Below are 24745 nucleotides of genomic sequence, written 5' to 3'. Positions count from 1 at the left end.
CATATCGGTTAGGCTGCTTTGTATTAAGCTATCGTGTCCCCGTTAGCTTACTGGCTTCTCACAGTCTTCGACTCTATTTTCTCAGTCTATATCTTTATTTTTTGACAACTAACAGGCTGGCCGTCATTATTGAATTCTGAAATTTTCTCCCTAAGAAGAGATTTCTGTTGTATTGTACAATCAACAATTGTCATGCTAGTATACCAATCAATGGATTGTTGATTAATATCCATAATTAGGCATTATAACAATCCATAATTACGCCAAAAACGCGGGAGTTGTCTGAATGTTACAAGTAAATCGAAATGACAAACGGCCTATCTGGCAGCAGCTTCTGGATCAAGCGATTCAAAATATTACAACCGGAAAATGGCCGCCAGGCGAATTACTGCTCCCTACCCGTGAACTCGCTCCATTGATTGGTGTTTCCCGCTCAACCATACAGATTGTTTACGAGGAATTATTCAGCCGCGGGTATACCGTAACCTCTCGTCGCGGCGGGACAAGAGTTAGCGATTGGACATATGCGACTCGTCCTTCTGAAGATGCTGCCACACAAGGGCCGATCCCTCCTGAATTGCCATCATTGCACACAGGAATCGGCCATTTACACAGTTGGTTCGGAAACAAAGATAAGCGTGAAGTAGAAATTGATTTCAGTCCTCATGAGCCATACATAGACGAGCATTTTCGAAAAAATTGGAGACAATCCTTTTTGCATGCCTCTTCAGAATCAGACCTGGACAATTGGGCTTACGGAAACGCCTATGGATTTCTGCCGCTGCGAGAGCAGATTCAACGTTATTTGTCGCTTGAACGGGGCGTTCATGTGGATGTCGATCAGATCATCTTAACCTCAGGCGCCCAACATAGCATTGATTTGATTGCCCAGGCTCTGTTACAGGAAGGAGAAACAGTTTCGGTTGAGGATCCCGGCTTCCCTGCTGCCTGGATGGTAATGAAGTATCGGCGCATGCAGGTTGAGTCCATTCCGGTCGACGAACACGGACTATGTATTGATCGCATTCATCCTGGGTCCAAACTTGTATATGTTACGCCATCGCACCAGTGTGCGGTTGGAGCAATTATGTCGGAGCCGCGCAGGCAGCAATTGTTGCATATGGCTGCTGGGCAGCGTTTCTGGATTATTGAGGATGATTACGATAGTGAATTTCGGTATCGCGGTGACCCGCTCCCAACGCTGTTCAGTCAACGGCCTCAGAACACGTTATATATGATGAGTTACTCCAAAATGGTCGCTCCTGGCATTCGGTTATCGGCAATTGTCGGTCCCAAAGAGGCCATTCGTCAAATTGCCCAAGTCCATGAATTAACCTATCGCCATCTGCCGATTATGGAGCAATTAACACTAACTCATTTTATCGAGCATGGCCATTTTATGCGTCATATGAGACGAGTTCGAAATGTATATCGTCGCAGACACGAAGCCATGACGAAGTCGATTATCGCGACTGGTCTAAGCGAACACTTCACACTCAGCGGCGTAGAAACGGGATTGCATATGCTTCTTGAGGCTGATAAATCGTTTGACGAGGAAGCCGTGACTAAGTTAGCGCTCGAAAATGGAATCCGCGTTTATCCGCTTAGCACGTATTGTTTGGAAAGCGATCGAAAAGGTTGGGTGCTGGGGTTTGCTAAAGTAGATGAAGCAGCCATTGAAGAAGGGATTTATCGTCTAGCGGGGATGCTTTTATAAGCCAAGCATCCCCGTCACGACATTAGCTTGCTCGGCATTGAACACGTCCATAATGACAATGCCTTTCTGCGTATCGCCAATCTTAATCTAACGCGTTAAAATGTCGACAACCATGCAGAAAAGTTGGGTTCATAAGCGTTATCCGGCCTTTCTCCTAATCGTCCTGGCGCGCGTTTTCGTTCCAGTAATAGCTGTCCGGCAAGTAACGCTGCCCGAATACGCTTGTCCCTACGCGAATGATAGTAGCCCCTTCTTCGATAGCCACCTTGAAATCACCGGACATGCCCATCGAGAGGATATCCATTTCAACACGCGGGAACTTTTTCTCTCTAACTTGGGTTTGAATCGATTTTAATAATCGGAAGCAATGCCGGGTCTCATCGTTTGTAGCATTTAGTTTTCCAATCGTCATTAAGCCTTTCACGTTTAACGTTTCGAACTGGGACAATTGCTCCACCAACTCCAGTGCCGTTTCCGGAGAAGCGCCAAATTTACTTTCCTCGTAGGAGGTGTTGATTTGCACCAGAATATCCATAGTCTTGTTCTCTTTGACGAGTTGATGATTCAGGGCCTGCCCCAATTTCAAACGGTCTACAGAATGAATGAGCGTAACATATTTGACAACGTCCTTCACTTTATTCGTTTGCAAATGCCCAATAAAATGCCATTCTACCTGATTAGATTGCCGCATAAGCGGAAATTTGTCACGAAGTTCTTGCGCTTTGTTTTCTCCAAATAGAGTCTCTCCCATCTGTATCGCCATTTGCAATTTTTCAAGCGGTACGGTTTTGGTCGCCAACAACAATTTCACGTCCTCTATCTTGCGCCCGGATGCTTGACAAGCCAAATCCATCTGCTGCCTAACGGCTTTGAGATTCTCTTCTACTAGATGTTCCATGTCTTCTCCCCTCTAACTGCTCCCGTTTACGTTTTTATTATCTTTCCGCTATTGCTTAGCTTCTTCAAGACTTGGTAATGAGCCTCGATTGTCATTTCAATATCTTCATCCGAGTGGGCAAGCGACACAAACATCCGCTTCATACGGCGTTGGTGCTAACAAGATTCCGTGTTCCAGCATCCATGGATAATATTCCTTAAACAAATCATTATCGGCGGATTGAGCCGTTTCGAAATCGATGACTTCTCTATTTGTAAAATAAGGGCACAACATAGACCCTACTCGGTTGATCGTCAACGGTATGCCCGTCCTATCCGAGTTTCCCTTAAAACCTTCAGCCAGTCTTGCCGATTTTCGTTCCAATTCATCATAAACGCCTGGCTGCCCAAGTAATTGTAAGGTCTTATAGCCGGCATTCATCGCCACAGGATTGCCTGATAATGTCCCTGCTTGATAAACGGGGCCTTCAGGCGCAACCATGTCCATGATTTCTTGTTTCCCGCCATAAGCACCAACTGGAAAGCCACCACCAATAATCTTACCTAAACAAGTGAGATCGGGATCAATCCCATAGAAGTGTTGTGCGCCTTGATATGCGACACGAAAGCCGGTCATCACTTCATCAAAAATGAGAAGACTTCCATAGTGCCTAGTCAGTTCACGCAGCGCATGTAAAAATCCCGGTTGCGGCGGAACAACTCCCATATTCCCCGCTACAGGTTCAACGATGACGGCTGCAATCTGTTCCCCAAATTGTTCAAACATGCGCTCTACGCTTTCTATATGGTTATAAGGAACCGCCAGCGTATCCGCGACTACAGACTTCGATACGCCGGGACTATCCGGCAGCCCAAGTGTCGCAATAGCCGATCCCGACCTGACGAGAAGCGCATCCGCATGCCCATGGTAACCGCCTTGAAATTTAAGTATTTTGTTCCGCTTCGTATACCCCCTAGCCAAGCGCAGCGCGCTCATCGTAGCTTCTGTCCCCGAATTGACCATGCGAACCTTTTCTATCGAAGGGACGATTTTACTGATCAGATTGGCCATTCGGGTTTCGATCTCTGTGGGCAAGCCAAAGCTTGCTCCGCTAGTTATTGCGCTTGCAGCTGCCTTATTCACTTCAGGATGTGCATGCCCCAATATTAGCGGTCCCCATGATCCGATATAGTCAACTTATTCATTCCCGTCAATATCCATTATTCGTGACCCTTGCCCGCTAGCCGCAAAAACGGGGGTCAAGTCCACCGATGAAAAAGCGCGAACAGGGCTATTGACTCCTCCAGGGATGACTCGCTTGGCTTCTTCATATGCGGATACAGATTTTGAACGCGAAACTTCCAAAGCATTCTTCATTCACTTTCCCTCCATTTCATCTGGTCCGGCTCATCGAACTCAAGAACAACGATTGAGCGAGCTATCAAAAAACGCTAGTTAATAATGCAAATGCTGCCGCATGAGTAACGGCAGCATTCATTTTATAATTCGATGATTTCGAAGAGCTTTTACAGGTTCTTATGTATAAAAAAACAGCTTACACGGTTTTTCCGGGAGCAAACATTTTCCCCTCTTCAATCGGATTTTCTTTCGCGGTGATATGATGTGGATCTATTCGGTACACCTCAACCGGCCCACTGAATACTGCTGACCGGTATTTGTCTACGTGCTGCTTGGGTAACGGCCGATTATAGTAACCAGGCACATACTTATACATCATTTCCTGCAACATGTGTGTAGCTTCATCCAAATCGACGACGGGCTGTGCCTTGCCAAAAATCATTACGCTCATATACGCTGTGTCCGTCTTGGCTGGCACCGGATCAGTAATCGTTCCATATTCTTCACAAATCGCAAAACAGACCTCCGGATTCGCATCCATAACGTGATTTCTTCTCCCACCAGTGGCTCCATGAAAATAAAGCTTTCCATTTGTCCAAACGAAATTGAGAGGAACAACATACGGCAGATGACCATCGACCATTCCAAGATGTCCAATTCGAGCTTGCTGCAAAAATGTCTCAATCTTGTTTTTGTCCAACACTTCTCTTATTTTGTAACGCACTCCATTCATGGCTTCACCTCTATTGAATTGAAAGATTATGATGTGAGTTTACCAGCCATTGGAATGAGGATAAATGTCCATAATCATGGAATTGATGCAATCCATATTAGACAGTAAGCGATGCTCCTCTTACCAAACTAATAATGAACGCATTCGTGTTTAGTCTGTTCCACCTCGCTTGGCTAGGTGCACTTCATAACAAAAACCGGAATGAAGGTCATTCATTCCGGTTCCCTCTGGCTCCACATTAACTGGAGCTTATTATATTCGATCCCGCCCCAAGCTGATCTGCGCATTCTTCATCATTCCAAGTGCCAAGCCAATGAACATAAACGCTGCATAGTACAGCCCGATAGCTTCTTCAACGGCAGGCTCACCGTAATCTAGCCATTTGGCCTTTGGCTTTCACCTTGCCAAGTTGTCTTAAATAACAAAAGCCGATGCTCTTGCTGAAAGCCAGCTTTTTGATAGAGAGAAATCGCCTTTTCGTTCTCCTCCTGCACACATAATGAGATTTCATCAATCTCCTTCTCGATGAGCAGGAAGCGCAGCGCCTCTTGCATGAGTGAAGTGCCGAGCCCTTGGCCTTGTGCCTGCGGCGATACGGCAATGAATTCGATATTTCCTTCTTGTGCTTCAGGATCCGCCTCCACGTAGACGTAACCGAGCAGACTCTCATTTCGATCCACTGCAATAAAGATACGATGTTCGTCCTGTAGCCGGCTAATGATCTCTTGTCCGTTGTAATACGTATTTGGGAACGAGGCATCATGCAGCCCAATAAAGGCCTCAACGTATTCTGGCGTGATCTCCTGCAGCGTCGTCTGGACTGGAACATAGCTGAATGCGATGCGAGAGCATTTCAACACCAAATGAGTATGTAAAAATTCCGCCTGCACCGCAACTGTGAACTGCAATGCTCGCTTGTTCTCCTCATTATAGAAACAATAGAAAGTCGGCGCCTTGCCACCAAGCTGATTCATTCCCGTTTCCCAGAGTTGGTTAGCGATCTCATTCCATTTTGAATCCTGGTCAATAAATGGCCCCCACACCTCTGCCACGCCACGTTCAAGATCAACATCAAAGCCAAGCGCACCAACTATTCGTTCATTTTCACAGGCAATAACGAAGGAGGATTCCAAATCGAGATCTGAGAAATCCTCTCTTAGTGTGCTTGCAATTTCCCCTGCCTGATCTCCGCAAAATCCAACATGATGCTGCTTCTCGCGATTCAATCGTACGATTAAGGCTGCTAATTCATCAACATGCTCATATGATATGGCATGAATTATGATCGACATGAAGTAAATTATCTCCTTTTTATCTATCGGTACATCTGCTATCCATACAGATGCTTTACATATTCCTGTCTTGTCATTCCTCGGCTTGCAAGGTGCAAGGTTGAACTCATTTCTAACGTGCAATCCACAGCTAATTCGTATTGCGTAAAAATTTTGGCGTAATCAGGAGAAGTCTGTGACCGATATACGTCCATATACTCAGGTTTAAATTAATAAGTGGACACTCCCATAATTCACTTTGTATTGAGAAGGATTTGCGTCTGCTGCCTCTACAGCTTCGTTTGCCTTACAACTTACCTAAATTATAAAAGGTTGCTGTTTGATTCGTATTCGCATAACGCCATTGATATGTTACATTCAAGTTGTTACCACTCCACCACATATTTTTGATTTGAGAGAAAATATAATCTGAACTTTTATAGATTTCGGTTGTCTCATATGTACCATCGGGTCGCTGAGCCTTGATTGTAGCAGTTCCAGCCGATAACTGTAATGAGGTTATAACATACTTCGTTCCGTCTGGACTTTCCGTTGACATCGCTGACGTTCCAAAAGCAGGGAATGGGGTTGTATAAGTCAATTCCATCAACTCTCCCGCACTACTAATTGCTCTGGCATACGCCGTCTGGTTTACAACGTCAGTTGGCAAGTTGTGCTGATAATATCCACCGATATTTGACCAGTTCCCTTTCCTCCCAATTTTCACCTGTCTTTGCGTTGAATCTCTTGGAAAGTCAAACCTTGGGGAACCACCCGCAGTTGATAGAATAATTCTATCCTTAATTTTTGAAACATTATAGGCTGTAAAGGTTTGATATGCGCCTTTATATCTCCACTTCGTAGAAATGTTTAATGTATCATTGGTAAAGCTATAAGTTTGAATATCTACAAAGTCACTGCTGAAGCTTCCACCAGTATAAATTGTCGTGATTTCAACATCATTTCTGAAAACAATAATATGTTCACCAGTTTTCCCCAATACTACGCTATACTTCTTTCCGTCAATCCCCATTACAGGAGTTTGCATAGCAGCATTGACTTTAACCGAAAATCCCAAAAAGCCTGACAATATTACAGCAACAATCAAAAACAATAAAACAGGTTTTCTAAAGTATCCGATTTTCATAGCCTCCATTTTATCCCTCCTAATCTGAATTTAAAAGCGTAATGTATTATAGGTAGTTATTGGAAAATTATACCATTTACTTTACGCCTTTATACTTTGCAAAACAATGAAAAACATAGAACGGCTTCCTGTTCTAAACTCTCTCCTCTTATCTGTAATCCGATTTTGTGCACTTTTTGGGGTTTATTCAAAAATAGCAACTGGACGCGACCAGCCTGCGCTCGCCTTTTCTACCTTTACCGGGAAGCAGCACACCTTAAATCCGAATGGCTTCGGCAGCTGTTCCAGATTCGCCAGCTTCTCAATTTGACAATATTCATGGTCTTGGCCAACGAAATGAGCTGCCCACAGAACGCCCGCCTTCGGCTCGCGCTTATATGCCTCAGCTTGCAGGTTCAATGGTATATCCCACCCCCAGCCATCTGTGCCTACAACCTTAATGCCCTGATCAATCAGCCAGCGCGTCGCTTCCGCTGACACCCCAGCATGCAAAGACACATAATGCTCCTCATAGAGGCGCTTGTCCGCATCCGTACGGATTAAGACGATGTCCAGCGGCTTCAGCTTATAGCCGATTCGATCCAACTCAGCGATTACATCGTCCGTCGTAATCTCATAGCCGGAAGACTTCTGACTGAAATCAAGCAGCACGCCATCAGAGAAGAACCATTCCAACGGGAGCTCATCAATTGTCCTTGACGGCTTGCCTTCCGAGGTTGGCCAGTAATGCCAAGGCGCATCAATATGGGTGCCGGCATGCGTATTCAAGGTTACCGTTTCGGTAGCCCAAGCTTGGCTTTCCGGAAAATCTTCCGGCTTTAATCCAAGTATGGCGGCTGCCTGCTTCGCACCCTCCTTGTGACTGGAATATTCAATCTTGGCCGGAAGCAGTTCACGAATACGAGGACTAATGGATACACTCAAATCAATGATTTTCATTTGCGTACCTCTCCTTTGAATGAACGATTAACAATGAATTCAACAAAGAGGTAATATTTCCCTTTCCGATATCCAAAGATTCACATTTCATTGAGAACAAACAAACGTACTGCTACACTATAAAAAGGATTTTTCTAATTCTCGTAAAAATCGAGGTGCGAACAAGAAAAATGAAGGCCCATTCAATAGAACTGCAATTTTACAAGCCCGAATACTTGAAGCCCCTCCAAGCCTATCAGCTTCCGGAGGAGCAGGAACAATATACTGCACTGCCAATTCAGCGTCTGGATTCGTCGGATGGCAAGCACCCGATCGTCATAACAGCTAACAGCAAGCCGGTCGGCTTCTTTGTCTTGCATGAGAATGCATATATTCATGAGTACACCACGAATCCCCACGCATTCATGCTCACAGCCTTATCCATCGATTATGCGCAGCAGGGACAAGGATACGCCGCAATTGGGTTGGGGCTTCTCAAAAGCTTTGTATCTCAGCATTTCCCCGCATGCAATGAGATTGCGCTGGCTGTGAATCACAAAAATATTCCGGCGCAGCGTTTGTACATGAAGGTCGGGTTCATAGACACAGGCCGAAGACACAAGGGGTTTATTGGCGAGCAATTCATTCTTCGTTTATCCCTGTAATAACTAGCCCCATATTCTAACTTCTACTATCCGATATTGCCAGATAAGAAGAGAATCGCTAACATGGGAAATAAAATAAATCGCAAGGAGGCGCATCCGATATCGTGCAGCTCCATTGGTTGGAACTAACCAAGCCATTCGTCGGGCGCAGCAAAGAAATGAGTCATGTTCTCGATTGGCTCGACAATCCTCAAGCCCCTTCCCACATCCTATACATATCCGGCATGGGGGGCATAGGCAAAAGCTCCCTAATGACAGAGATGATGCTAGCGGTTCAGCAGCGAAAATGGCCAAGCATCTGGCTGGACGGACGCTCAAGCATCATGACGCCAGTAGGGTTTTTGGAGTATATTACATCCGCCATTCAATTCGAATTATATAATTACAATCCTGCCAATCCACTCGAAGTGCTAATGTCTGCTCACGCCTCCTGTCGCATCGCTATCTTTATTGACAATTGCGAGCATATTTCACTCCTGGAAGGGTGGGTGATGAATGCATTCTGGCCGAAGCTGTCATCTCAGGGCGTCCTCATTGTATTCGCCTCTCGATCCCCTATTCCACTTGTATGGAGAACACATCCGCATAGGGGAAGGCATATTACCGAACTGCCACTGGCTCATTTTTCTTATACGGAAACCATGGATTATATCTCACATGCAGGGGCATTTTCGAAGGAAATCAGCGGGGAAATTGCGCGAAGCTCAGACGGCCACCCACTCGCTCTAGCGCTTGCTGTAGAAGCTGTTCAAAAAAAGCGGGAGTTGTCGAGAATAGATACCAATATTGTATCTCAAACAATTAGTGCCCACTTACTGCGTGAGCTTACGACTGAGGAGGTTCAACCGTGCGTTGATGCCTTAATTGTCTTGCAGCAAGCCAACCAAGAAATGCTCTCCAAGTTCCTGAATCGCCCAGTAACGATTCAACAATATCGGCTGCTGCAAAGCATGTCATTTATGCGAACAGGCCCTGAGGGCATTGCTCTTCATGATATTGCCCGCATGCACCTGTACCGGGATTTCCGTGCTAGGGAGCCCCAGCGATTAGAAGAGCTGAGAACGAAGGCGGCCATGCTTCTATATCAGAAATTTTCCCAAGCAGAGCTTCATCGACGACGCGAGATTGCTGCAAAATTACTCTTTTTGTGCAAGGATACCCTTCAATCCGATCGATTGTATGCAGACTGGACGGTAGACTCGCCGGATTCATCGCTCGAAGTTATGACCGAGACCGATTTACCCGCCCTTCATGAGCTTCTTGATCGATGGTGCGACTACAGCATTGATCCATGGCAGCGAAATACCTACCACCAATTTATGGATGATCTCGCGTTCCAATTCCCGGAGAGCATTGTTGTTTTGCGTGAAACGGACGGAAAGCCAATTGGCATGTTCATCATGCTCCTTGTACATCAGGACACAAGCAGACTCATGCAAAAGCACTTCCCTTCCGAACTGCGCGAATGCTTCACATCTAAAGAACTAGCTTGCAGAGCGGATCAAGCTGACACATACTTTCCTGTCTTGTGCACAGCTACGGACAAGCATCCCATATTCACCCGTGAAGAACTGGTCGGTCTGCTCACCCGAGATCGACTCTCCTTGCTCGGACAAGGCTCTCGCGCAGTGCTGGTAGCGACCAATCCGAATTTAAAAACCTTCCTCCAGCAAGTCGGATTCCAGCTTCGTCCCACACGTACAAGGGATTGTGATACTACATATGCAAGAGCGGACATACTAGAACTAGATCTTAGGCAGGAGCGGTTTGGGAATTGGATTATGTCCTTCTTCTCCCAGCAGGCAAGCCAATCCAGCAGCAATCAGTACGAGATTACGATGCAAGACGTCCGCAAAATACTGTCCTTCTTGCACGATCCGGGCAAGCTGAGTTACTACACCCGCTTTTTCCCCATGATTACAAATGGGGTCGATTTACAAGCACGCTTACTGCCCATCCTTGAGAAAAACACACTCTTTCTACAAGAACAAGACCTGCTTCTCCTGAATACGGCATATAACCTGTACCCCAACAATCACATTGCGGCTGCGCTTGCTTGCAATATGAGTCGCGCAACTTACTATCGCCACTTGAACAAAGCAATTCAAAACGTTACCGAAATGATTAAGTGCAAGGGAATTCATTGACAGCTCAACAGGGCCTTGGCTGACGGTTCCAAATACATCTCAGCCTTCAGGCCCTTCTTATGTATCTCAATCCCTCCGTGCAATATCTGCCGTACAGCCTCCTCATGTAACCTTAGCTGCTCGATAATATCTTCTACACGAACGTCCACTTTTTCCTTTGAGATTAGATCCATAACTATTCCCCCATTTTCGCCCCTCATCATCCAACTGGACAATTTGCTGGCACTGTCTCGTTGTCTTTCACTATAATCCAGAAGGCTTGTCTCTTCGTCTCAACTTTTTCTCATATTGGGATGTGAACACCATCATTTAAGGTTGGCGTAAGGTAATCTTCAACCTTATGAAAGGTGCAGGACTTACAGTTGAAGCATGAAATCATAATTGGAAATAGTGAATGGAGTGGATGATCCTTGATGAATGCCCAGCCCGTCGTTGCTACTCGCGGACTTTCAAAATTTTATAACCATGTATGCCGGGTGAACAACATTAACCTTGAGGTTCTAGAAGGCGAAATATACGGCTTCCTTGGCCCGAATGGGGCGGGGAAATCCACAACCTTGAAGATGCTGCTTGGTCTAGCCAAGCCCACCGATGGCCGCATTACCCTATTCGGTCAGGAGCTCGGCAAACATCGGCGAACTGTTCTCAATCAGATCGGCTCCCTGATTGAATCTCCTTCTTATTACGGTCATTTGACTGGACTTGAAAATATGCGCGTCATGCAGAAATTACGCGGGGTTCCGAGCAAAAATGTGGAAGAGGCGCTGCGAATTGTCCGACTTGAAAACCAGAAAAACAAACAAGTAGAGCATTACTCGCTCGGTATGAAACAGCGGCTGGGCATAGCCATGGCTCTTATCTCCTACCCCAAGCTGCTCATATTGGATGAGCCGACGAACGGATTAGATCCCGCAGGCATCGGTGAAATTCGCGAACTGATCAAATCACTGCCGCGGCAATACGGAATTACCGTACTTCTTTCCAGCCACCTGCTCTCCGAAATTGAGCAGATCGCCACCTCCGTTGGCATTATTAGTGACGGCAATCTGCTATACCAAGGAAAGATGGAGACACTGCAAGAGCGAAATAGGTCGTCCCTCGCAATTCGAACGAGCAATAATACTGCAGCAGCAGCATGGATGCAAAATCAGGGCTATATGGCCAGCCTACGGGACGAATTCTTTCAGATCAAGCATATGAGCGATCAACAGGTGGCAAGGCTGAATAAGGAGCTCGTGCTGAGTGGCATTGATGTTCTACGGATCGAAGAACGCAAAAGAACACTGGAGGATATTTTCTTGGAGCTTACCGGAAGGGAGAGAAGCTTATGACAAGAGCTTTGTCCCTAGAATATTTCAAACTTCGCCGTAAGCGCATCTTCGCTATGATGGTCTTATTTCTGGGTGCTGAAATGCTATGGGCGTTGGTATCGACAACGATGTCGATCGCTCGAAATCCCAGCAGCGCGGACTGGAAAACGGTAATTGCAACTACAGCCTCCATGAACGGATTATTTCTCCCGATTATATCGGCTATCGTCGTATCGCGCTTGTGCGACATGGAACACAAAGGAAACACATGGAAGTTGTTAATGGCAACAAATATGAATCGGAGCAGCCTCTATGCGGCCAAATTCATATGCGCTGTCTCGATTATCTGCCTGTACCTTGTCCTGCAGGCAGGCATAGTTTTTACGTTCGGCGTGATGAACGGTTTCGATTCGCTCCCATTGCGGCTTCTCATTCTGCATATTGGAGGAGCGCTTCTGACAAGCTTAGCCATCATTGCCTTGCAGCAGTGGATTTCCCTTATTTTGAAGAATCAGTCCTTTGCCCTGTGTCTAGGAATGATAGGCGGCTTTATAGGCATGACAGCAGATCTATTTCCTGCATTTGTGCGTCGAATATTCATATGGTCTTACTATTCCGGACTGTCTCCTGTTACCTATCTATATACAGGGAAATCCGCAACTTACGTGATGCAGCCACCAAGCTTCGGTCTGACCGTTGTGGTGCTACTCATCGCAGTCGCATGTTACGCGGCAGGTAATATACATGTTTCTCGCAGGGAAGTATAGGAGGTTAATCGATATGTTACGAAGCGTTTCCGCTGAAGTCCTGAAGCTGCGGCATTCTCGAATTTGGATCATTCTTGTTGTTCTTCCCGTTATTAGTCTCGTGATTGGCTGCGTAAATTATTATTTAAATCGAGAGGTTCTGCAGCAGGAATGGTACAGCTTGTGGACGCAAGCTGCTCTTTTTTACGGCATGTTCTTCCTCCCTGTGCTAATCGCGATCTGTTGTGCCTATGCATGCAGACTAGAGCATATGAACCGGAACTGGAATGCTGTATTGACGGCTCCCGTATCCATCGCCAGCGTCGTCATTGCCAAGCTGATTGTCGTTGGAGCACTCTTGTTTTTTGTCCAGTTGATATTTTTTACTCTGTATCTATGTATGGGATACTTGCTTGATATCTCCTCGGAATTTCCTCCCGATGCGATAGGATGGATATTCCGAGGTTGGATATCTTCTCTCTCAATAGCTGCCATACAGCTTGTGCTCTCGCTTCGAATCCGCAGCTTTGCCGCACCGATCGGCATCTGTTTATGTGCTGTTTTCCTTGGTTTGGGGCTGTATGTCGCGAAGTTCGGCATGCTGCTGCCGTATTCCATGCTGACGATTGGCATGGGTGTACTCAGCCAAGAGAGTCTGAATGGTGCGGAGCATATTCAATTCTATGTGATGAGTGGCATTTATATTGTGCTGTTCACTAGTTATGCCATTCGCAGCTTGCAGAGGAATGATGTTATTCAAGCCTAATTCGCTCTGAAAGGGAGATCTGCAATGAAAAAAATAATCCTTATTGCCGCGCTGCTGCTCGCAGCCGTCGTCGCATTCGGTATTTTCGTACTTGCTCCGGAACGACTAACGCCGGATGACCCTGATGGGAAGACGTTGTATTATACACAAATCCACAGTAATGAAGCGATTAAAAACAAGAACGGCAGATATGAATACAGCCTCCTTGCTTTTGACAACCAAGGAAACCAAAAACAGCTGGACTTTACCACCAGCAAGCAATTACGCAAGGGAGCTTATCTGGAGCTGTATACGACAAGGCTCCGAGGTGTTACCTATTGGCATGAAGTCCGATATGACAGTCTTCCTGAGAACATAAGAAGAACCTATAAGCCATAGATGTATAATCCCAACAAAGGGCCGCTCTCTGGATCATACGCTGATCAGAAAACGGCCCTTTTCGTGATTATTTATTTAAGAAACATATTCTTTATATCATGAATGTGAGAACGTGATGACAAGAGTGACATTCCATAAATACCCTTACATGCAAAACTACTGATCCGGTCTATGTTCGTCTGTTGTTAGCTTAGATTAGCTTCCTTGGCCGAACAGCTTGACAGTTCAATTGTAGCGCACATGCCTTGCCCCGTGTCACTCTCCAGCAACAGATGTCCGCGATGTGCCTCGGCAATTCTAGCAACCATAGGAAGCCCCAAACCATGTCCATTCTGTCGCAAATGTTGTCTCTCCGCAGAGTATGGCAGTTTCAACAGATCCTCCAACGCATCACGCTGAATCCCTACTCCGTTATCCATTACCGTAAACTGACAAGCCGAACCATCAGTTGATTGATTTACAAGCAGCGAAATGACGCAGCCATCTGGATTATGGTCGATGCAATTCTGTACCAGATTCGTGATGGCTCGAAGCATCAGCTTGCGATCGACTTCAGCCTGAATAGGCTCTTTCTTGATCTGCAAGTCAATCGTATACCGATTATCCAGCCCTTGATTCAGGAAGTCTGCAGCAACCTGTCTGGCTAGAGCCGCCAATCGTATCGGCTCCATGTTCAAGGGCTGCATCTCATACTCCAGCTTGGAGACTAGATTCAAATCACTGACGAGAGACCGCAGCTTCTCCCCCTGCTTGCGAATGATTGCCGCCTGCTGCCTCTGCTCCTCAGGCACCTCCGCATGTTCCTCCAGAGAACTGGCATAGCCAAGAATCATGGACAGAGGCGTGCGAATGTCGTGAGAAATTCCTGCAATCCAATTCGACCGCGCCTCATTGCGAGTACGAAGAGCCGCCTGCCTTTCTCGAAGCATTTCAGAGGTATCATTGATGCTTCGCGCGAGCTTGCCGAATATCCCCTTCTCCTCTGCCCGAACGGCCTCTTCCTTGCCAAGCGCGTGAACAACGCCTGTGAGCGGCTTCAATGAACGGACAAGCCGAGTACCAATTATAATAGCCAGCACGCATCCCAGTACGATGTTGCCTAGCAGCAGGAATAAGGCTCTCTGCGGTAAAGAACGTATCCATGGCACGAGAAAATAGAAATGATACTTCGCATAGCTGTTCTTCGGATAACCAAGCACGATCAGTCCATCTGCATACTCCCACACAAACACTGGATATTCAAGCAAAAAATGACGGGTGAATTTCGCAACCTCGGTTAGAGAATATGAACGAGGGACTTCCCCAGGCAGCTTGTAATCCCATATAACTCGGCCGCCCTTATCAAGCAGCATCGCCCATGCTTCAGTACCCTCCAGCATCTGGCGGGAGGAGGCATCTAATGCATATGTCTTTCCCATCCGTTGCAAATGGTTCGCTACATACTCCACGACATGCTGTGGAGATTGTCCATCATTAATTTCCTTGAACACGAAAACACCGAGCATGGCCAAATTCAAGGCAACGATCCCGGCAAAAATAGCAAATGTAATGCCCGTAAACCGGCGAATAATGCGGATAATGTCTTCCATTGTCCTATGGCTCCTTCACCATAAGCTTATATCCGAGCCCTCTCACGGTTAGCAGGCTGCTGGGATTAGAGGGATCCGCTTCGATCTTCTCCCGAATTCGCCGTATATGCACCATTAACGTATTCTCGTAGCTAGTGCCCTCATCGCCCCAACCGGCCTGGAACAATGCATCAGTCGTTACGATACGCCCTCTATTCTCATAGAGCTTCATAAGAATCGCATGCTCCTTGGCCGTCAGCGGCTGCTCACGTTCTCCAGCACCATCGGCCTTACGATATACCACAGCGCTCTCTAAATCCACCGTGCATCCTTCCAAATGAAAGGTCGGCAAGCTATCCTCCTGATGCGTCTGATATACTCGCTTCAAAATGCCGTTCAGGCGAAGGATCAGCTCCCTTGGCAAAAAAGGCTTCACCATATAATCATCGGCTCCAAGACCTAATCCGAGCAGCCGGTCCTCATCTTCGCCCCTCGCAGACAAGAACAGCGCCGGCATGCTGGAGAATTGGCGGATGGCTGTCAGCAGCGCAAAGCCGTCCTGATCTGGAAGCATTACATCCAATATGGCGATGTCAGGCTTGTCTCTGCGGCACACAGCTATTGCTGATTTGCTGTCGGATGCCGTATAAATTCGATAATAGCCCTCTTTGCGCAGCAGCATATCGATCATGGTCCGAATGTCAGGTTCATCGTCCACAATAAGTATTTTTTTGTTTTTTAGATTGTCCACATACTCCCCTGCCTTCCCTTACAATAGTAGTTCATTAAACATTTGGTTTTGGCTGGAATCGACCGAGGGAAAATAATGTATTCGACAAGAAGATGCACATAACCTGCATCTAACAGAGTATCAAGGACTCTAGAAGGAAGCTTGAGAACACGCTAATTATATAAAAAAGAGCCTTGACCGGTAATTGCCATAACCGGAGCAAGCCCCTCTTCATACTCTCTATTTCATCGTAATCGAAATTTTGTCTTCCTTCTGACTCCAGTCTACCTTCGCTCCCAGCTTCTCACTAATGAAGCGGAGCGGCAAATAAGAGGTTCCCTTAATTGCAAAAGGCTTATTTTCCAGTTGAACTTCCTTTCCGTTCAGCGTCGTTGTCCCCGTCTTATAGTTGACAACGATGGTCAATTCCGCGCTGCCGGTGCCAGCATTGGAGCGGCTGATCGTGACTACCTTGCTTTCTTCATCATACTTGATCGCGGCGCCAAGCTTCTCGAAGATCGAACGTATAGGGACAAAGGCCTGATCTTTGCGAATGACAACGCCGTTGTTCAACTTAACGGCCTCTCCATTCAAGGCAAGCGCTACGGCGCGTTGTACCGGCACCGCCTGCTCATGCATGAACTCGTAGTCGCCATATCCTAAATCCGCATCCTTATTGACGCCCCATCCCCATAGGGAGCCATCTGCTTTTTGCATAATTATATGCCGCCAGCCTGCTTTAAGAGAGCTGATATTGGATGCAACAAGATCAAATTTGGCGTTGTCTGACATCGATTCGGTATCGATGGACGTACGATATACCTTGCCGCTATTTGTGTACGCTATGATTGAACGCTCTACAATATACGCTGCTTTCACATCGGAGATATTCTTTAGTTGAATCGGCTTTGGATGGTCATGCCTTTTCGTGCCATCGGACATTCCCGTCATTGTGGCACCCCAGAACCATAGGCGAGATGCACCATCGATTGCCAGATTCGTTTCTCCATTTGAATGAATTGATTGAATCCCCGTCACCCCTTCTACTTTCGTAGGAGTCGACTCAGGCAAAGAAGCAACTTTTTTAAAAGAGGTACGTTTATTTACCCCTTCCCATATAGTACCGTCCTTCTTCAGAAAGAACCATCGTTCTTGGTTCGCTTCACCGGGATAGTAGAAAAAAACGATTTCTTCAACCTGATTGATGCCGGGCAGCTCCTTGAATTGAACATGTTTATAGCCTGATAGAACATGTTTATAGCTTTCGTTGTCCTCGTCCTCAGCGACGTATACTTTTCCGTCCGCATCGAGAGCTAAATCGTCGTAGAAATAAACCATGTCGCTGATGCCGGACACAGGGTGAATTTTGATTTCTGGCGATGTGTTGTCATCCTCTAAGAACCATACTTTCTTATCATCCGTTACCACATAGGAGCCGATGATCCGTTTTACAGGGCCTATTCCATGCAATTGAGTCGGTACGGCTTGAAAGTTTCCCCACACCCAATATGTACCGTCTTTCTTGATCAACGAATGCAATCCATACTCTTGAATTGCGTTGTCCGATTGCGGCGCTGCTGACGCCGCAGGCAGATTTACGGTTCCCAGCAAGCCTATGCTCAGCACAACCGCCAGCATCCATTTTCCCGCGTGTACCATTCTTTTCATCTTTGCGTTTCCCTTCTCTATCAAATTGAAAGTTCCTCCATCTATTGGAGAACCATAGTCTACCATTACTGTAGCATGATTTTCCATAGACTTTATGGCACAATTTCATAAAACTCTGCCTGCTTTAGCGGTAAAAAGTGTACTCTGTCCTTCTTACCTATTGCCTCCACCTTGACCGGCGCATGATTAAAGATCAGTTACAATGTTATTCTATTCTCTGGTATTTCTCGCATCTCTATTTCTCTCCTTGTGTCTGATGCGGTTATCGACCAGCGGAATAATTCGTCAAGCCGTCCATCATAACCGCCTGCTGCAACAGGCTGCTGCGCGGCAATCTGTTCATAGTACCCAATGGACTCCTCAATAAAGACATTGATGACCTCAATTCTAGGCTCATGATCCAATTCTTCTCCTGCGATCTTTCGTGCGAGCAATTGTTGAATGGCGGCATGAAGTTCACCGTTCGTCGGAATGAGCCAATCTACCAGCACCGGAAACTCGATAGGCGGCATCTCGTTATAACGCTCGATCCATTGGCAGGCCAGCAGCGGGCGCAGCACGTAAAAATACTTTTTGATTTTCACTTGATCCCTTTGCAAATACTCCCTGTAGTTTCCTTTGGCCATATGCAAAAAGTGATACATACAGGATCTCGGCGAAAAGGTATGGGAGGATAGGGCACGTATCTGCGCCACCACATCCGATGCTTCTGCATATACAATCGGAGATTGCAGCCATTCAAGCAAAGGAGGATTCGACTTGCGAAATAAAGACAATGCTTTCTTCATATCCCATCCGTTGATATCCAGCATATTGCTGATCGGCCGCTCAATCACGTCTCGCTTTTCGAATAAGGATAAATAGCTGTCCATCGGTCTTACGTAAATAAATCGGACGTCATAATCGCTGTCCATCGATGGAAATCCCCATGCCCTGCTGCCCGATTCGCAAGCATACAATATGCGTACTCGTTCCTCTTTCTCGATCGTTTGTAACGCATCTATAATTTGCTGACGTATATTCGCCATGTGTGACCACTCCTTCTGACATTCGGATAACCCTTTACGCATGATTTGCTTCGACATTAGAAATCTCTGTTCATGAAGCTCGAGCCCGTTATTTCCTGTATTCATCATCCCTTATTTCCGGTGCTGCGAACATGGCGAATGTATTACGACTTACCGAGATTATTTCGTGCTTCCGCTCATGTTTACCTGATACAATGAAAGAGAACTGCTTGGGAGAAAGGAGATTAGACGTGGCGAAGGAGAGCTTCGATAAGGAGATTCAATATTTGCGCACACTCATGCTGATGAGAGGCGCATTCAACAGACAGCAGTTGGCAGATCGGCTGGGCATTTCCGTACATACATTGGACAAAACGGCACGGCGCCTGAAGGAAGTTGCCGCAGCCTCCGATTTACAGTCTAAGCACGCGTCGGAATTGGAACTGGCGGAAGCTGTTCATCCACGCAATTACGATTCATCCGATCCCGCCCTATTGTTCTTGTTTCGAGCCAAGTCGCTGAAGGAATCCGAATCGGTTCGGATATCGACTATTTTGGAGGCGCTGCAGGAGCAATCCATGACGGCTATGGAGCTTATGGATGAATGCTGCGGCAAAACGCCGGAAGAGCTGCCGATGCCTGATGAGAAGACAATTCGAAGCGACCTGAAATATTTGGAATCGGTCGGCGTCATTCGCAAAGCGAATGCATCCCGCCCATATCGCTTCCACTTGAACGATGAGCTCATTCAGCAATTGTCGGATGAGGAACTGCTGGATTTATACGATTTCGTAGATGTTATGGCAAACACGCAGGTGCCTTCTGTCCATGGCTATTTGCTGCGGGACAGCTTGAAGAAGCAATTGCTGCTCGACCATAACGGCCAACATCTTACCGACATCTTTTTATATAAATATCATTATCATTCACGCATTTTGGATGAAGCCCATCTGTTTACCTTATTGGCCGCGATCCAGAAACGCTGCAGAGTGAAATTCCAATACTTCACGCCCAAGGCGGAGAAAAGCTATGCCGCACAACAGACGAATCCGCGCTTCGAGCGGGAAGCCGAAGGAAGCTGGCATAAGGCTCTGCCCTTAAAAATCGTGTACGATCATCAATATGGCAGATGGTATATGCTGAGCAGCGATAGAGAAGGTATCCGCAAGTTCCGCATGGAGGGCATGACCCACATTGAAGAAGCGGATGCTGTGTCCGAGGACGTGTTCCAGATGAAGACAGCGGCGCTGATGGAGAAGATTCAATACAGTTGGCTCATCGATACCGGCCGTCCCGTGAAGGTGCGTGCCCGCTTCTTCAGCCCTCGCCCGGGAGACCCGGACTTCATTAAGCAGCGTGTGCTGCTGCAAGGGCAGTGGGGAGAAATCGTCGAAGAAGATGAGCATTCCTTTATATATGAAATTACGGTAAATGGAATTACAGAGATTAAGCCTTGGCTGCGCAGCTTCGGTTCAAGCTGCGAGGTGCTGGAGCCCAGATATCTGCGGCACCAGTTGATAGAGGAATGGAAGGAGATCGCTGATTACTATGAACCCATTTGAGAAAATCTTTGGCTATCAGATTTTGACTCGTCTCGAAGGAGCGGGAACATTCGTCGTTACCTCTCATGAACGGGCATGGTTGAAGACGATGCTCGCACATCCTGCAGCGAGCGAGGCCTTCTCGGAAGATACGATAACCAAATTAAATGAAATCCTGTCCTCAGAGATACTCATGGATACCTCCCATAATCTCATTGAGAAGGCCAAAAGCAAGGAAAAGCATGTCTATCATCCGATGCTAAAGCCGCTCCGTAGGTACATCTCTTCCGGGACAGGGATACGCATCAGTTACGCGATCAAGGGCGGGCGTGTCAACGAGGAGCATGAGGGCTTTCCATATAAATTAGAGTATTCCATTATTAAGCGAGAATGGTACCTGCTCTGGTACCATCGTCAGCACCGCGGGCTCATGAGCACCAAGCTGCGCAATATTACGTCTTTGGCAGCAGAATCAATCCCGCCAGCGGAAGCGGAATATATTCTGGCGAAACTTGCCCGTCTACGCGATCGCCACAAGTCCGAGGCAGTGATTGAGGTCATCCGTGATTATCATTCCGAACTATCGCGCATCCTGTATGCCTTCTCCTGCTTTGAAACAGAGGTAATGTACGATGAGGAACAACGCAGCTACCAGATTCGAATCCGGCTGCCATGGAATGAGCATGAATTCCTCTTGTCCAAGATACGTTTTCTCGGCAAGCGCGTCCGCGTGAAGGAGGGGTCATACCTGCAGAAGCGCATGCGTGAAACGGCCGCCATGGCACTGGCAAGGTATGAGGAGAGTGGTATGTAAGTTCTGTTTTAACTAATCATTAATAATTAGTTTTATTCTAACCTCAGTGGAAGGTTAAATATAAGTGTTGTAAAATTAATTTTGAAACTTACATTCGAATATTTCATTTTTCAATTTATGTCCAATAATAAAAAACAAGAATATTTGCAAAAATACACGTAGTCCTAAAGAAGACGGGTTGACATGCTTTGTGCCGATACAAATTCAAATGTTCATAATGTATGAAAGATCCAAAAAAATCGAATTTTAACCATAAGGAGATTAGTATGAATTACACCGAACAACTTTTTTTTAAAGAACTCAATGACAAACTGTGGAAAGCAGCAGATAAACTACGAAATAACTTGGATGCTGCTAACTACAAACATATTGTCCTAGGATTGATTTTTCTAAAATATGTGTCAGATGCGTTTGAAGAACGTCAGAACGAACTAAAACAGTTATTCAAACTGGATGATGATGATAATATATATTTTTTACCCCGAGAAAATTACCAATCGAATGAAGATTATCAACAAGCTATCGAAGAAGAGTTAGAACTCATTGAATACTATCAGGAAAAAAATGTTTTTTGGGTACCGCCAGCAGCCCGGTGGAGTACATTAAAAAGTGTATCCGCTTTACCTATTGGTTCAGAAATATGGAAAAATGAGCAAGGAGGGCCCGTAAAATTACGCTCAATTTCATGGTTAATCGATAACGCTTTTGATGAGATTGAACAAACTAATAACAAGCTTAAAGGTATTCTTAACCGTATTAGCCAATATCAATTAGACAACGACAAGCTGATTGGGCTAATCAATAGCTTCTCAGATACCAGTTTTAGCAATCCCGAATATAATGGTCAAAAACTTGACTTACACAGTAAAGATATCCTAGGTCATGTTTATGAATACTTCCTTGGACAATTTGCACTTGCTGAAGGTAAGCAAGGTGGTCAGTACTATACTCCTAAAAGTATCGTTACATTAATAGTTGAAATGTTAGAACCATATAAAGGTCGAGTATATGACCCTGCTATGGGCTCCGGTGGTTTCTTTGTATCAAGTGAAAAGTTTATTGAAGAACATGCCAAGGAGAAACACTATAACGCTTCAGAACAAAAAAGACATATTTCTGTCTATGGTCAAGAGAGCAACCCTACTACTTGGAAACTTGCTGCAATGAACATGGCAATTCGAGGAATTGACTTTAACTTTGGAAGGAAGAATGCCGACTCTTTCCTGGATGACCAGCATCCAGATTTGAGGGCAGACTTTGTTATGGCGAACCCTCCTTTTAACGTAAAAGATTGGTGGCATCCTAACCTTGAAGGAGATGTACGCTGGAAGTACGGAACACCTCCAAAAAGTAATGCTAACTTTGCCTGGATCCAGCACATGCTATACCATTTAAACGAAAATGGCTCAATGGCACTTTTACTCGCCAATGGTTCAATGAGCTCTAATATCAATAACGAAGGCGAAATACGTCAAGCATTGATTAAAGCTGATTTAGTTGAGTGTATGGTGGCATTACCGGGACAACTCTTCACAAATACCCAAATCCCAGCTTGCATTTGGTTTTTGACCAAAAATAAAAGAGGTATTAATGGAAAAGTAGATCGTAGAGGCAAAGCTCTATTTATTGATGCCCGAAACCTCGGATATATGAAAGATCGTGTATTGCGTGATTTTACGAAAAAAGATATCGACAAAATAACCAATATTTATCATTCATGGAAGCTTGGTGAAGGATACGAAGACCAACCTGGTTTTTGCTTCTCGGCAGGGCTAAAGGACATTCAAGAAAACGAATATATTCTTACCCCTGGGCGATATGTTGGTTCAGTTGAGCAAGAGGATCGAAATGAGCCATTTGAGGAAAAAATGGCAGAACTAACAGAACAGTTAAAAAAACAGTTTGAAAAGAGTTATCGTCTCACTGATAAGATAAAGAAAAACTTAAAGGAGTTAGGATATGAGCTTTAATTTTAATCAAATAGGTATCCAACTTCCAGATAACTGGACCACGAAAAGAGTATGCGAAGTTGCTGATATTAATGCTGATTCAATTAAAAAAGGTGATGAGCCATCTGAAATCTGGTATGTGGATATCTCATCAGTTTCCTCTGGCTTTCTCGAACAACTAAAAAAAATAAAATATTGTGATGCCCCATCGAGAGCTAAACGAAGACTAAAAAACAACGACTTCCTTATTTCTACGGTTCGACCTAAGCTCCGTCAACATGTGTTTTTAGAAAATGTTGGTGAAAACTGGATTGCATCAACAGGGCTTTGTGTCGTTTCAACTCACAAATCAGAAAATGCATGGTATTTATATAGTTTTATTACATCAGATATTTTTAATGATTATCTTGTAAGAATAGCAGATGGTGGTGCTTACCCAGCATTTAATCCAAAGGAAATTGCAAATGCTATTATTCCTTGGCCAGATGAAACAACAATGAAAAAGATCAATCAGTTAATGAAATTTTTTTATAACAAAATAGAACTTAATAACGAGATTAACAATACACTTGAATCTATCTCCCAGGCAATTTTTAAAAGCTGGTTTATAGATTTTGATCCAGTTACGTCCAAAATCTCTGTACTCAAAGTGGGTGGAACAATTGATGATGCGGAACGAGCAGCCATGAGTACGATTTCTGGTAAAAGCGAAATTGCTCTTATCCAGATGCAAGAGCAACAACCCGAGGCTTACATGGAATTAAAGAAAACAGCTGCATTATTTCCAGCAGCTATGCAAGAATCTGTAATAGGTGAGAAACCAAGTGGCTGGAAGGTTGGAAATCTAGCAGATATACTTGAATTCAACCCAAAAAGAACACTTACAAAAGGTACGATTGCACCTTATCTTGATATGAAAAATGTCCCTACTAAGGGGCACCTTGTGAAAGACGTTATTGAACGTGAAATGAATGGTGGAACAAAATTTATTAATGGGGACACGCTTCTGGCAAGAATAACGCCCTGCTTGGAGAATGGTAAAACTGCATATGTTGATTTTCTGAAGGAAGCTCAAGTTGGTTGGGGTTCAACCGAATATATTGTCATACACCCAAGAAAGGGATACCATCCATTACTTGGTTATTTCATTGCTCGCAATGAAACGTTTAGAAGTGCAGCTATTCAATCAATGACTGGATCTAGCGGTAGGCAACGAGCAGATATTAACGCACTTGCTGATTTGACTTGGCTTATTTATCCGAAGGATCTAATAAATATTTTCACAAAAATTGTAGAACCATTTTTAAATACTGCTAAGAATAACAGTGAAGAGTCAAAAATATTAGCAAGAATAAGAGATGCTCTTTTACCTAAGTTTATATCAGGTGAAATAAAATTTGGTATAACGGATAGAGATCACACAGAGGAGTGACA

Annotated in this window: 21 protein-coding genes and 1 pseudogene; 11 read left to right on the top strand and 11 right to left on the bottom strand. The window is 45.3% G+C overall.

Going from position 1 to position 24745, the window contains the following annotated elements:
- Window positions 1–286: 286 nt before the first annotated feature.
- The gene (locus tag ACQ5BJ_RS12450; RefSeq protein ID WP_268621902.1) at window positions 287–1717 is read left to right on the top strand and encodes a PLP-dependent aminotransferase family protein; all 1431 of its coding nucleotides are present in this window, start codon (window positions 287–289) and stop codon (window positions 1715–1717) included.
- A 154-nt stretch (window positions 1718–1871) separates the two neighbouring features.
- Here ACQ5BJ_RS12450 and ACQ5BJ_RS12445 read toward each other — a convergent pair whose 3' ends face one another.
- The 6 genes and pseudogenes from ACQ5BJ_RS12445 to ACQ5BJ_RS12420 all read right to left on the bottom strand — a co-directional run bounded on the left by ACQ5BJ_RS12445 (window position 1872) and on the right by ACQ5BJ_RS12420 (window position 8043).
- On the bottom strand, window positions 1872–2615 hold the full coding sequence (locus ACQ5BJ_RS12445) for a YggS family pyridoxal phosphate-dependent enzyme (RefSeq protein ID WP_430110812.1): 744 nt from the start codon (window positions 2613–2615) through the stop codon (window positions 1872–1874).
- A gap of 26 nt (window positions 2616–2641) precedes the next feature.
- A pseudogene (hemL, locus tag ACQ5BJ_RS12440) lies at window positions 2642–3971 on the bottom strand (glutamate-1-semialdehyde 2,1-aminomutase).
- 178 nt (window positions 3972–4149) lie between these two features.
- Window positions 4150–4686: a pyridoxamine 5'-phosphate oxidase family protein gene (locus tag ACQ5BJ_RS12435; RefSeq protein ID WP_430110815.1), complete on the bottom strand. Its 537-nt coding sequence runs from the start codon at window positions 4684–4686 to the stop codon at window positions 4150–4152.
- Between the two features lie 374 nt (window positions 4687–5060).
- Window positions 5061–5978 (bottom strand): GNAT family N-acetyltransferase, encoded by a 918-nt coding sequence (locus tag ACQ5BJ_RS12430; protein ID WP_430110818.1) that lies wholly within the window; start codon window positions 5976–5978, stop codon window positions 5061–5063.
- Window positions 5979–6264: 286 nt separating this feature from the next.
- A complete protein-coding gene (locus ACQ5BJ_RS12425; RefSeq protein WP_289355254.1) occupies window positions 6265–7113 on the bottom strand; it encodes a hypothetical protein in 849 nt (282 codons plus the stop codon).
- A 174-nt stretch (window positions 7114–7287) separates the two neighbouring features.
- A complete protein-coding gene (locus ACQ5BJ_RS12420; RefSeq protein WP_367667390.1) occupies window positions 7288–8043 on the bottom strand; it encodes a cyclase family protein in 756 nt (251 codons plus the stop codon).
- Window positions 8044–8213: 170 nt separating this feature from the next.
- Here ACQ5BJ_RS12420 and ACQ5BJ_RS12415 point away from each other — a divergent pair, with 170 nt between their 5' ends.
- Window positions 8214–8687 carry a GNAT family N-acetyltransferase gene (locus ACQ5BJ_RS12415; protein ID WP_430110821.1) on the top strand — a complete coding sequence of 158 codons (474 nt, stop codon included), beginning with the start codon at window positions 8214–8216 and terminating at the stop codon, window positions 8685–8687.
- Between the two features lie 104 nt (window positions 8688–8791).
- The gene (locus ACQ5BJ_RS12410; protein WP_430110824.1) at window positions 8792–10834 is read left to right on the top strand and encodes an ATP-binding protein; all 2043 of its coding nucleotides are present in this window, start codon (window positions 8792–8794) and stop codon (window positions 10832–10834) included.
- Here the strand turns inward: ACQ5BJ_RS12410 and ACQ5BJ_RS12405 are convergent.
- Window positions 10828–11007 carry a hypothetical protein gene (locus tag ACQ5BJ_RS12405; RefSeq protein WP_005544237.1) on the bottom strand — a complete coding sequence of 60 codons (180 nt, stop codon included), beginning with the start codon at window positions 11005–11007 and terminating at the stop codon, window positions 10828–10830. The genes ACQ5BJ_RS12410 and ACQ5BJ_RS12405 overlap by 7 nt on opposite strands.
- 240 nt (window positions 11008–11247) lie before the next feature.
- On the opposite strand from ACQ5BJ_RS12405, the gene ACQ5BJ_RS12400 reads away from it, so the two are divergent.
- The 4 genes from ACQ5BJ_RS12400 to ACQ5BJ_RS12385 are packed head-to-tail and all read left to right on the top strand — an operon-like array spanning window position 11248 to window position 14034.
- The gene (locus ACQ5BJ_RS12400) at window positions 11248–12165 is read left to right on the top strand and encodes an ABC transporter ATP-binding protein (protein ID WP_268621887.1); all 918 of its coding nucleotides are present in this window, start codon (window positions 11248–11250) and stop codon (window positions 12163–12165) included.
- Window positions 12162–12911: an ABC transporter permease gene (locus tag ACQ5BJ_RS12395; protein WP_268621885.1), complete on the top strand. Its 750-nt coding sequence runs from the start codon at window positions 12162–12164 to the stop codon at window positions 12909–12911. The genes ACQ5BJ_RS12400 and ACQ5BJ_RS12395 overlap by 4 nt, the downstream gene beginning before the upstream one ends.
- Window positions 12912–12924: 13 nt before the next feature.
- A complete protein-coding gene (locus ACQ5BJ_RS12390; protein WP_268621882.1) occupies window positions 12925–13656 on the top strand; it encodes an ABC transporter permease in 732 nt (243 codons plus the stop codon).
- 24 nt (window positions 13657–13680) lie between these two features.
- Window positions 13681–14034 carry a YxeA family protein gene (locus ACQ5BJ_RS12385; protein ID WP_268621880.1) on the top strand — a complete coding sequence of 118 codons (354 nt, stop codon included), beginning with the start codon at window positions 13681–13683 and terminating at the stop codon, window positions 14032–14034.
- Window positions 14035–14219: 185 nt separating this feature from the next.
- On the opposite strand, the gene ACQ5BJ_RS12380 is transcribed toward ACQ5BJ_RS12385, so the two are convergent.
- The 4 genes from ACQ5BJ_RS12380 to ACQ5BJ_RS12365 form a co-directional block, all read right to left on the bottom strand.
- The gene (locus ACQ5BJ_RS12380; protein ID WP_268621878.1) at window positions 14220–15623 is read right to left on the bottom strand and encodes a sensor histidine kinase; all 1404 of its coding nucleotides are present in this window, start codon (window positions 15621–15623) and stop codon (window positions 14220–14222) included.
- A 4-nt stretch (window positions 15624–15627) separates the two neighbouring features.
- On the bottom strand, window positions 15628–16353 hold the full coding sequence (locus tag ACQ5BJ_RS12375) for a response regulator transcription factor (RefSeq protein ID WP_262866436.1): 726 nt from the start codon (window positions 16351–16353) through the stop codon (window positions 15628–15630).
- Between the two features lie 219 nt (window positions 16354–16572).
- Complete coding sequence (locus tag ACQ5BJ_RS12370) at window positions 16573–18000, bottom strand: stalk domain-containing protein (RefSeq protein WP_430110829.1); 1428 nt, start codon at window positions 17998–18000, stop codon at window positions 16573–16575.
- Window positions 18001–18197: 197 nt separating this feature from the next.
- Entirely contained in the window at window positions 18198–19028 is an 831-nt protein-coding gene (locus tag ACQ5BJ_RS12365; RefSeq protein ID WP_430110831.1) for a nucleotidyltransferase domain-containing protein, read from the bottom strand.
- Window positions 19029–19258: 230 nt separating this feature from the next.
- On the opposite strand from ACQ5BJ_RS12365, the gene ACQ5BJ_RS12360 reads away from it, so the two are divergent.
- The 4 genes from ACQ5BJ_RS12360 (at window position 19259) to ACQ5BJ_RS12345 (ending at window position 24743) form a co-directional block, all read left to right on the top strand.
- Entirely contained in the window at window positions 19259–20569 is a 1311-nt protein-coding gene (locus ACQ5BJ_RS12360; RefSeq protein WP_430110833.1) for a helix-turn-helix transcriptional regulator, read from the top strand.
- Window positions 20556–21362, top strand: a complete 807-nt coding sequence (locus tag ACQ5BJ_RS12355) for a WYL domain-containing protein (RefSeq protein WP_430110835.1) — start codon at window positions 20556–20558, stop codon at window positions 21360–21362. The genes ACQ5BJ_RS12360 and ACQ5BJ_RS12355 overlap by 14 nt, the downstream gene beginning before the upstream one ends.
- A gap of 266 nt (window positions 21363–21628) precedes the next feature.
- Window positions 21629–23332, top strand: coding sequence for a type I restriction-modification system subunit M (locus ACQ5BJ_RS12350; RefSeq protein ID WP_430110838.1), 1704 nt, complete (start codon window positions 21629–21631; stop codon window positions 23330–23332).
- Window positions 23322–24743, top strand: a complete 1422-nt coding sequence (locus ACQ5BJ_RS12345; RefSeq protein ID WP_430110840.1) for a restriction endonuclease subunit S — start codon at window positions 23322–23324, stop codon at window positions 24741–24743. The genes ACQ5BJ_RS12350 and ACQ5BJ_RS12345 overlap by 11 nt, the downstream gene beginning before the upstream one ends.
- Window positions 24744–24745 lie beyond the last annotated feature (2 nt).

This window comes from Paenibacillus sp. B1-35, from assembly GCF_050474385.1.
Taxonomy (GTDB): Bacteria; Bacillota; Bacilli; order Paenibacillales; family Paenibacillaceae; genus Paenibacillus_B; species Paenibacillus_B alvei.
This window is presented reverse-complemented; position numbering and strand designations above follow the sequence as displayed.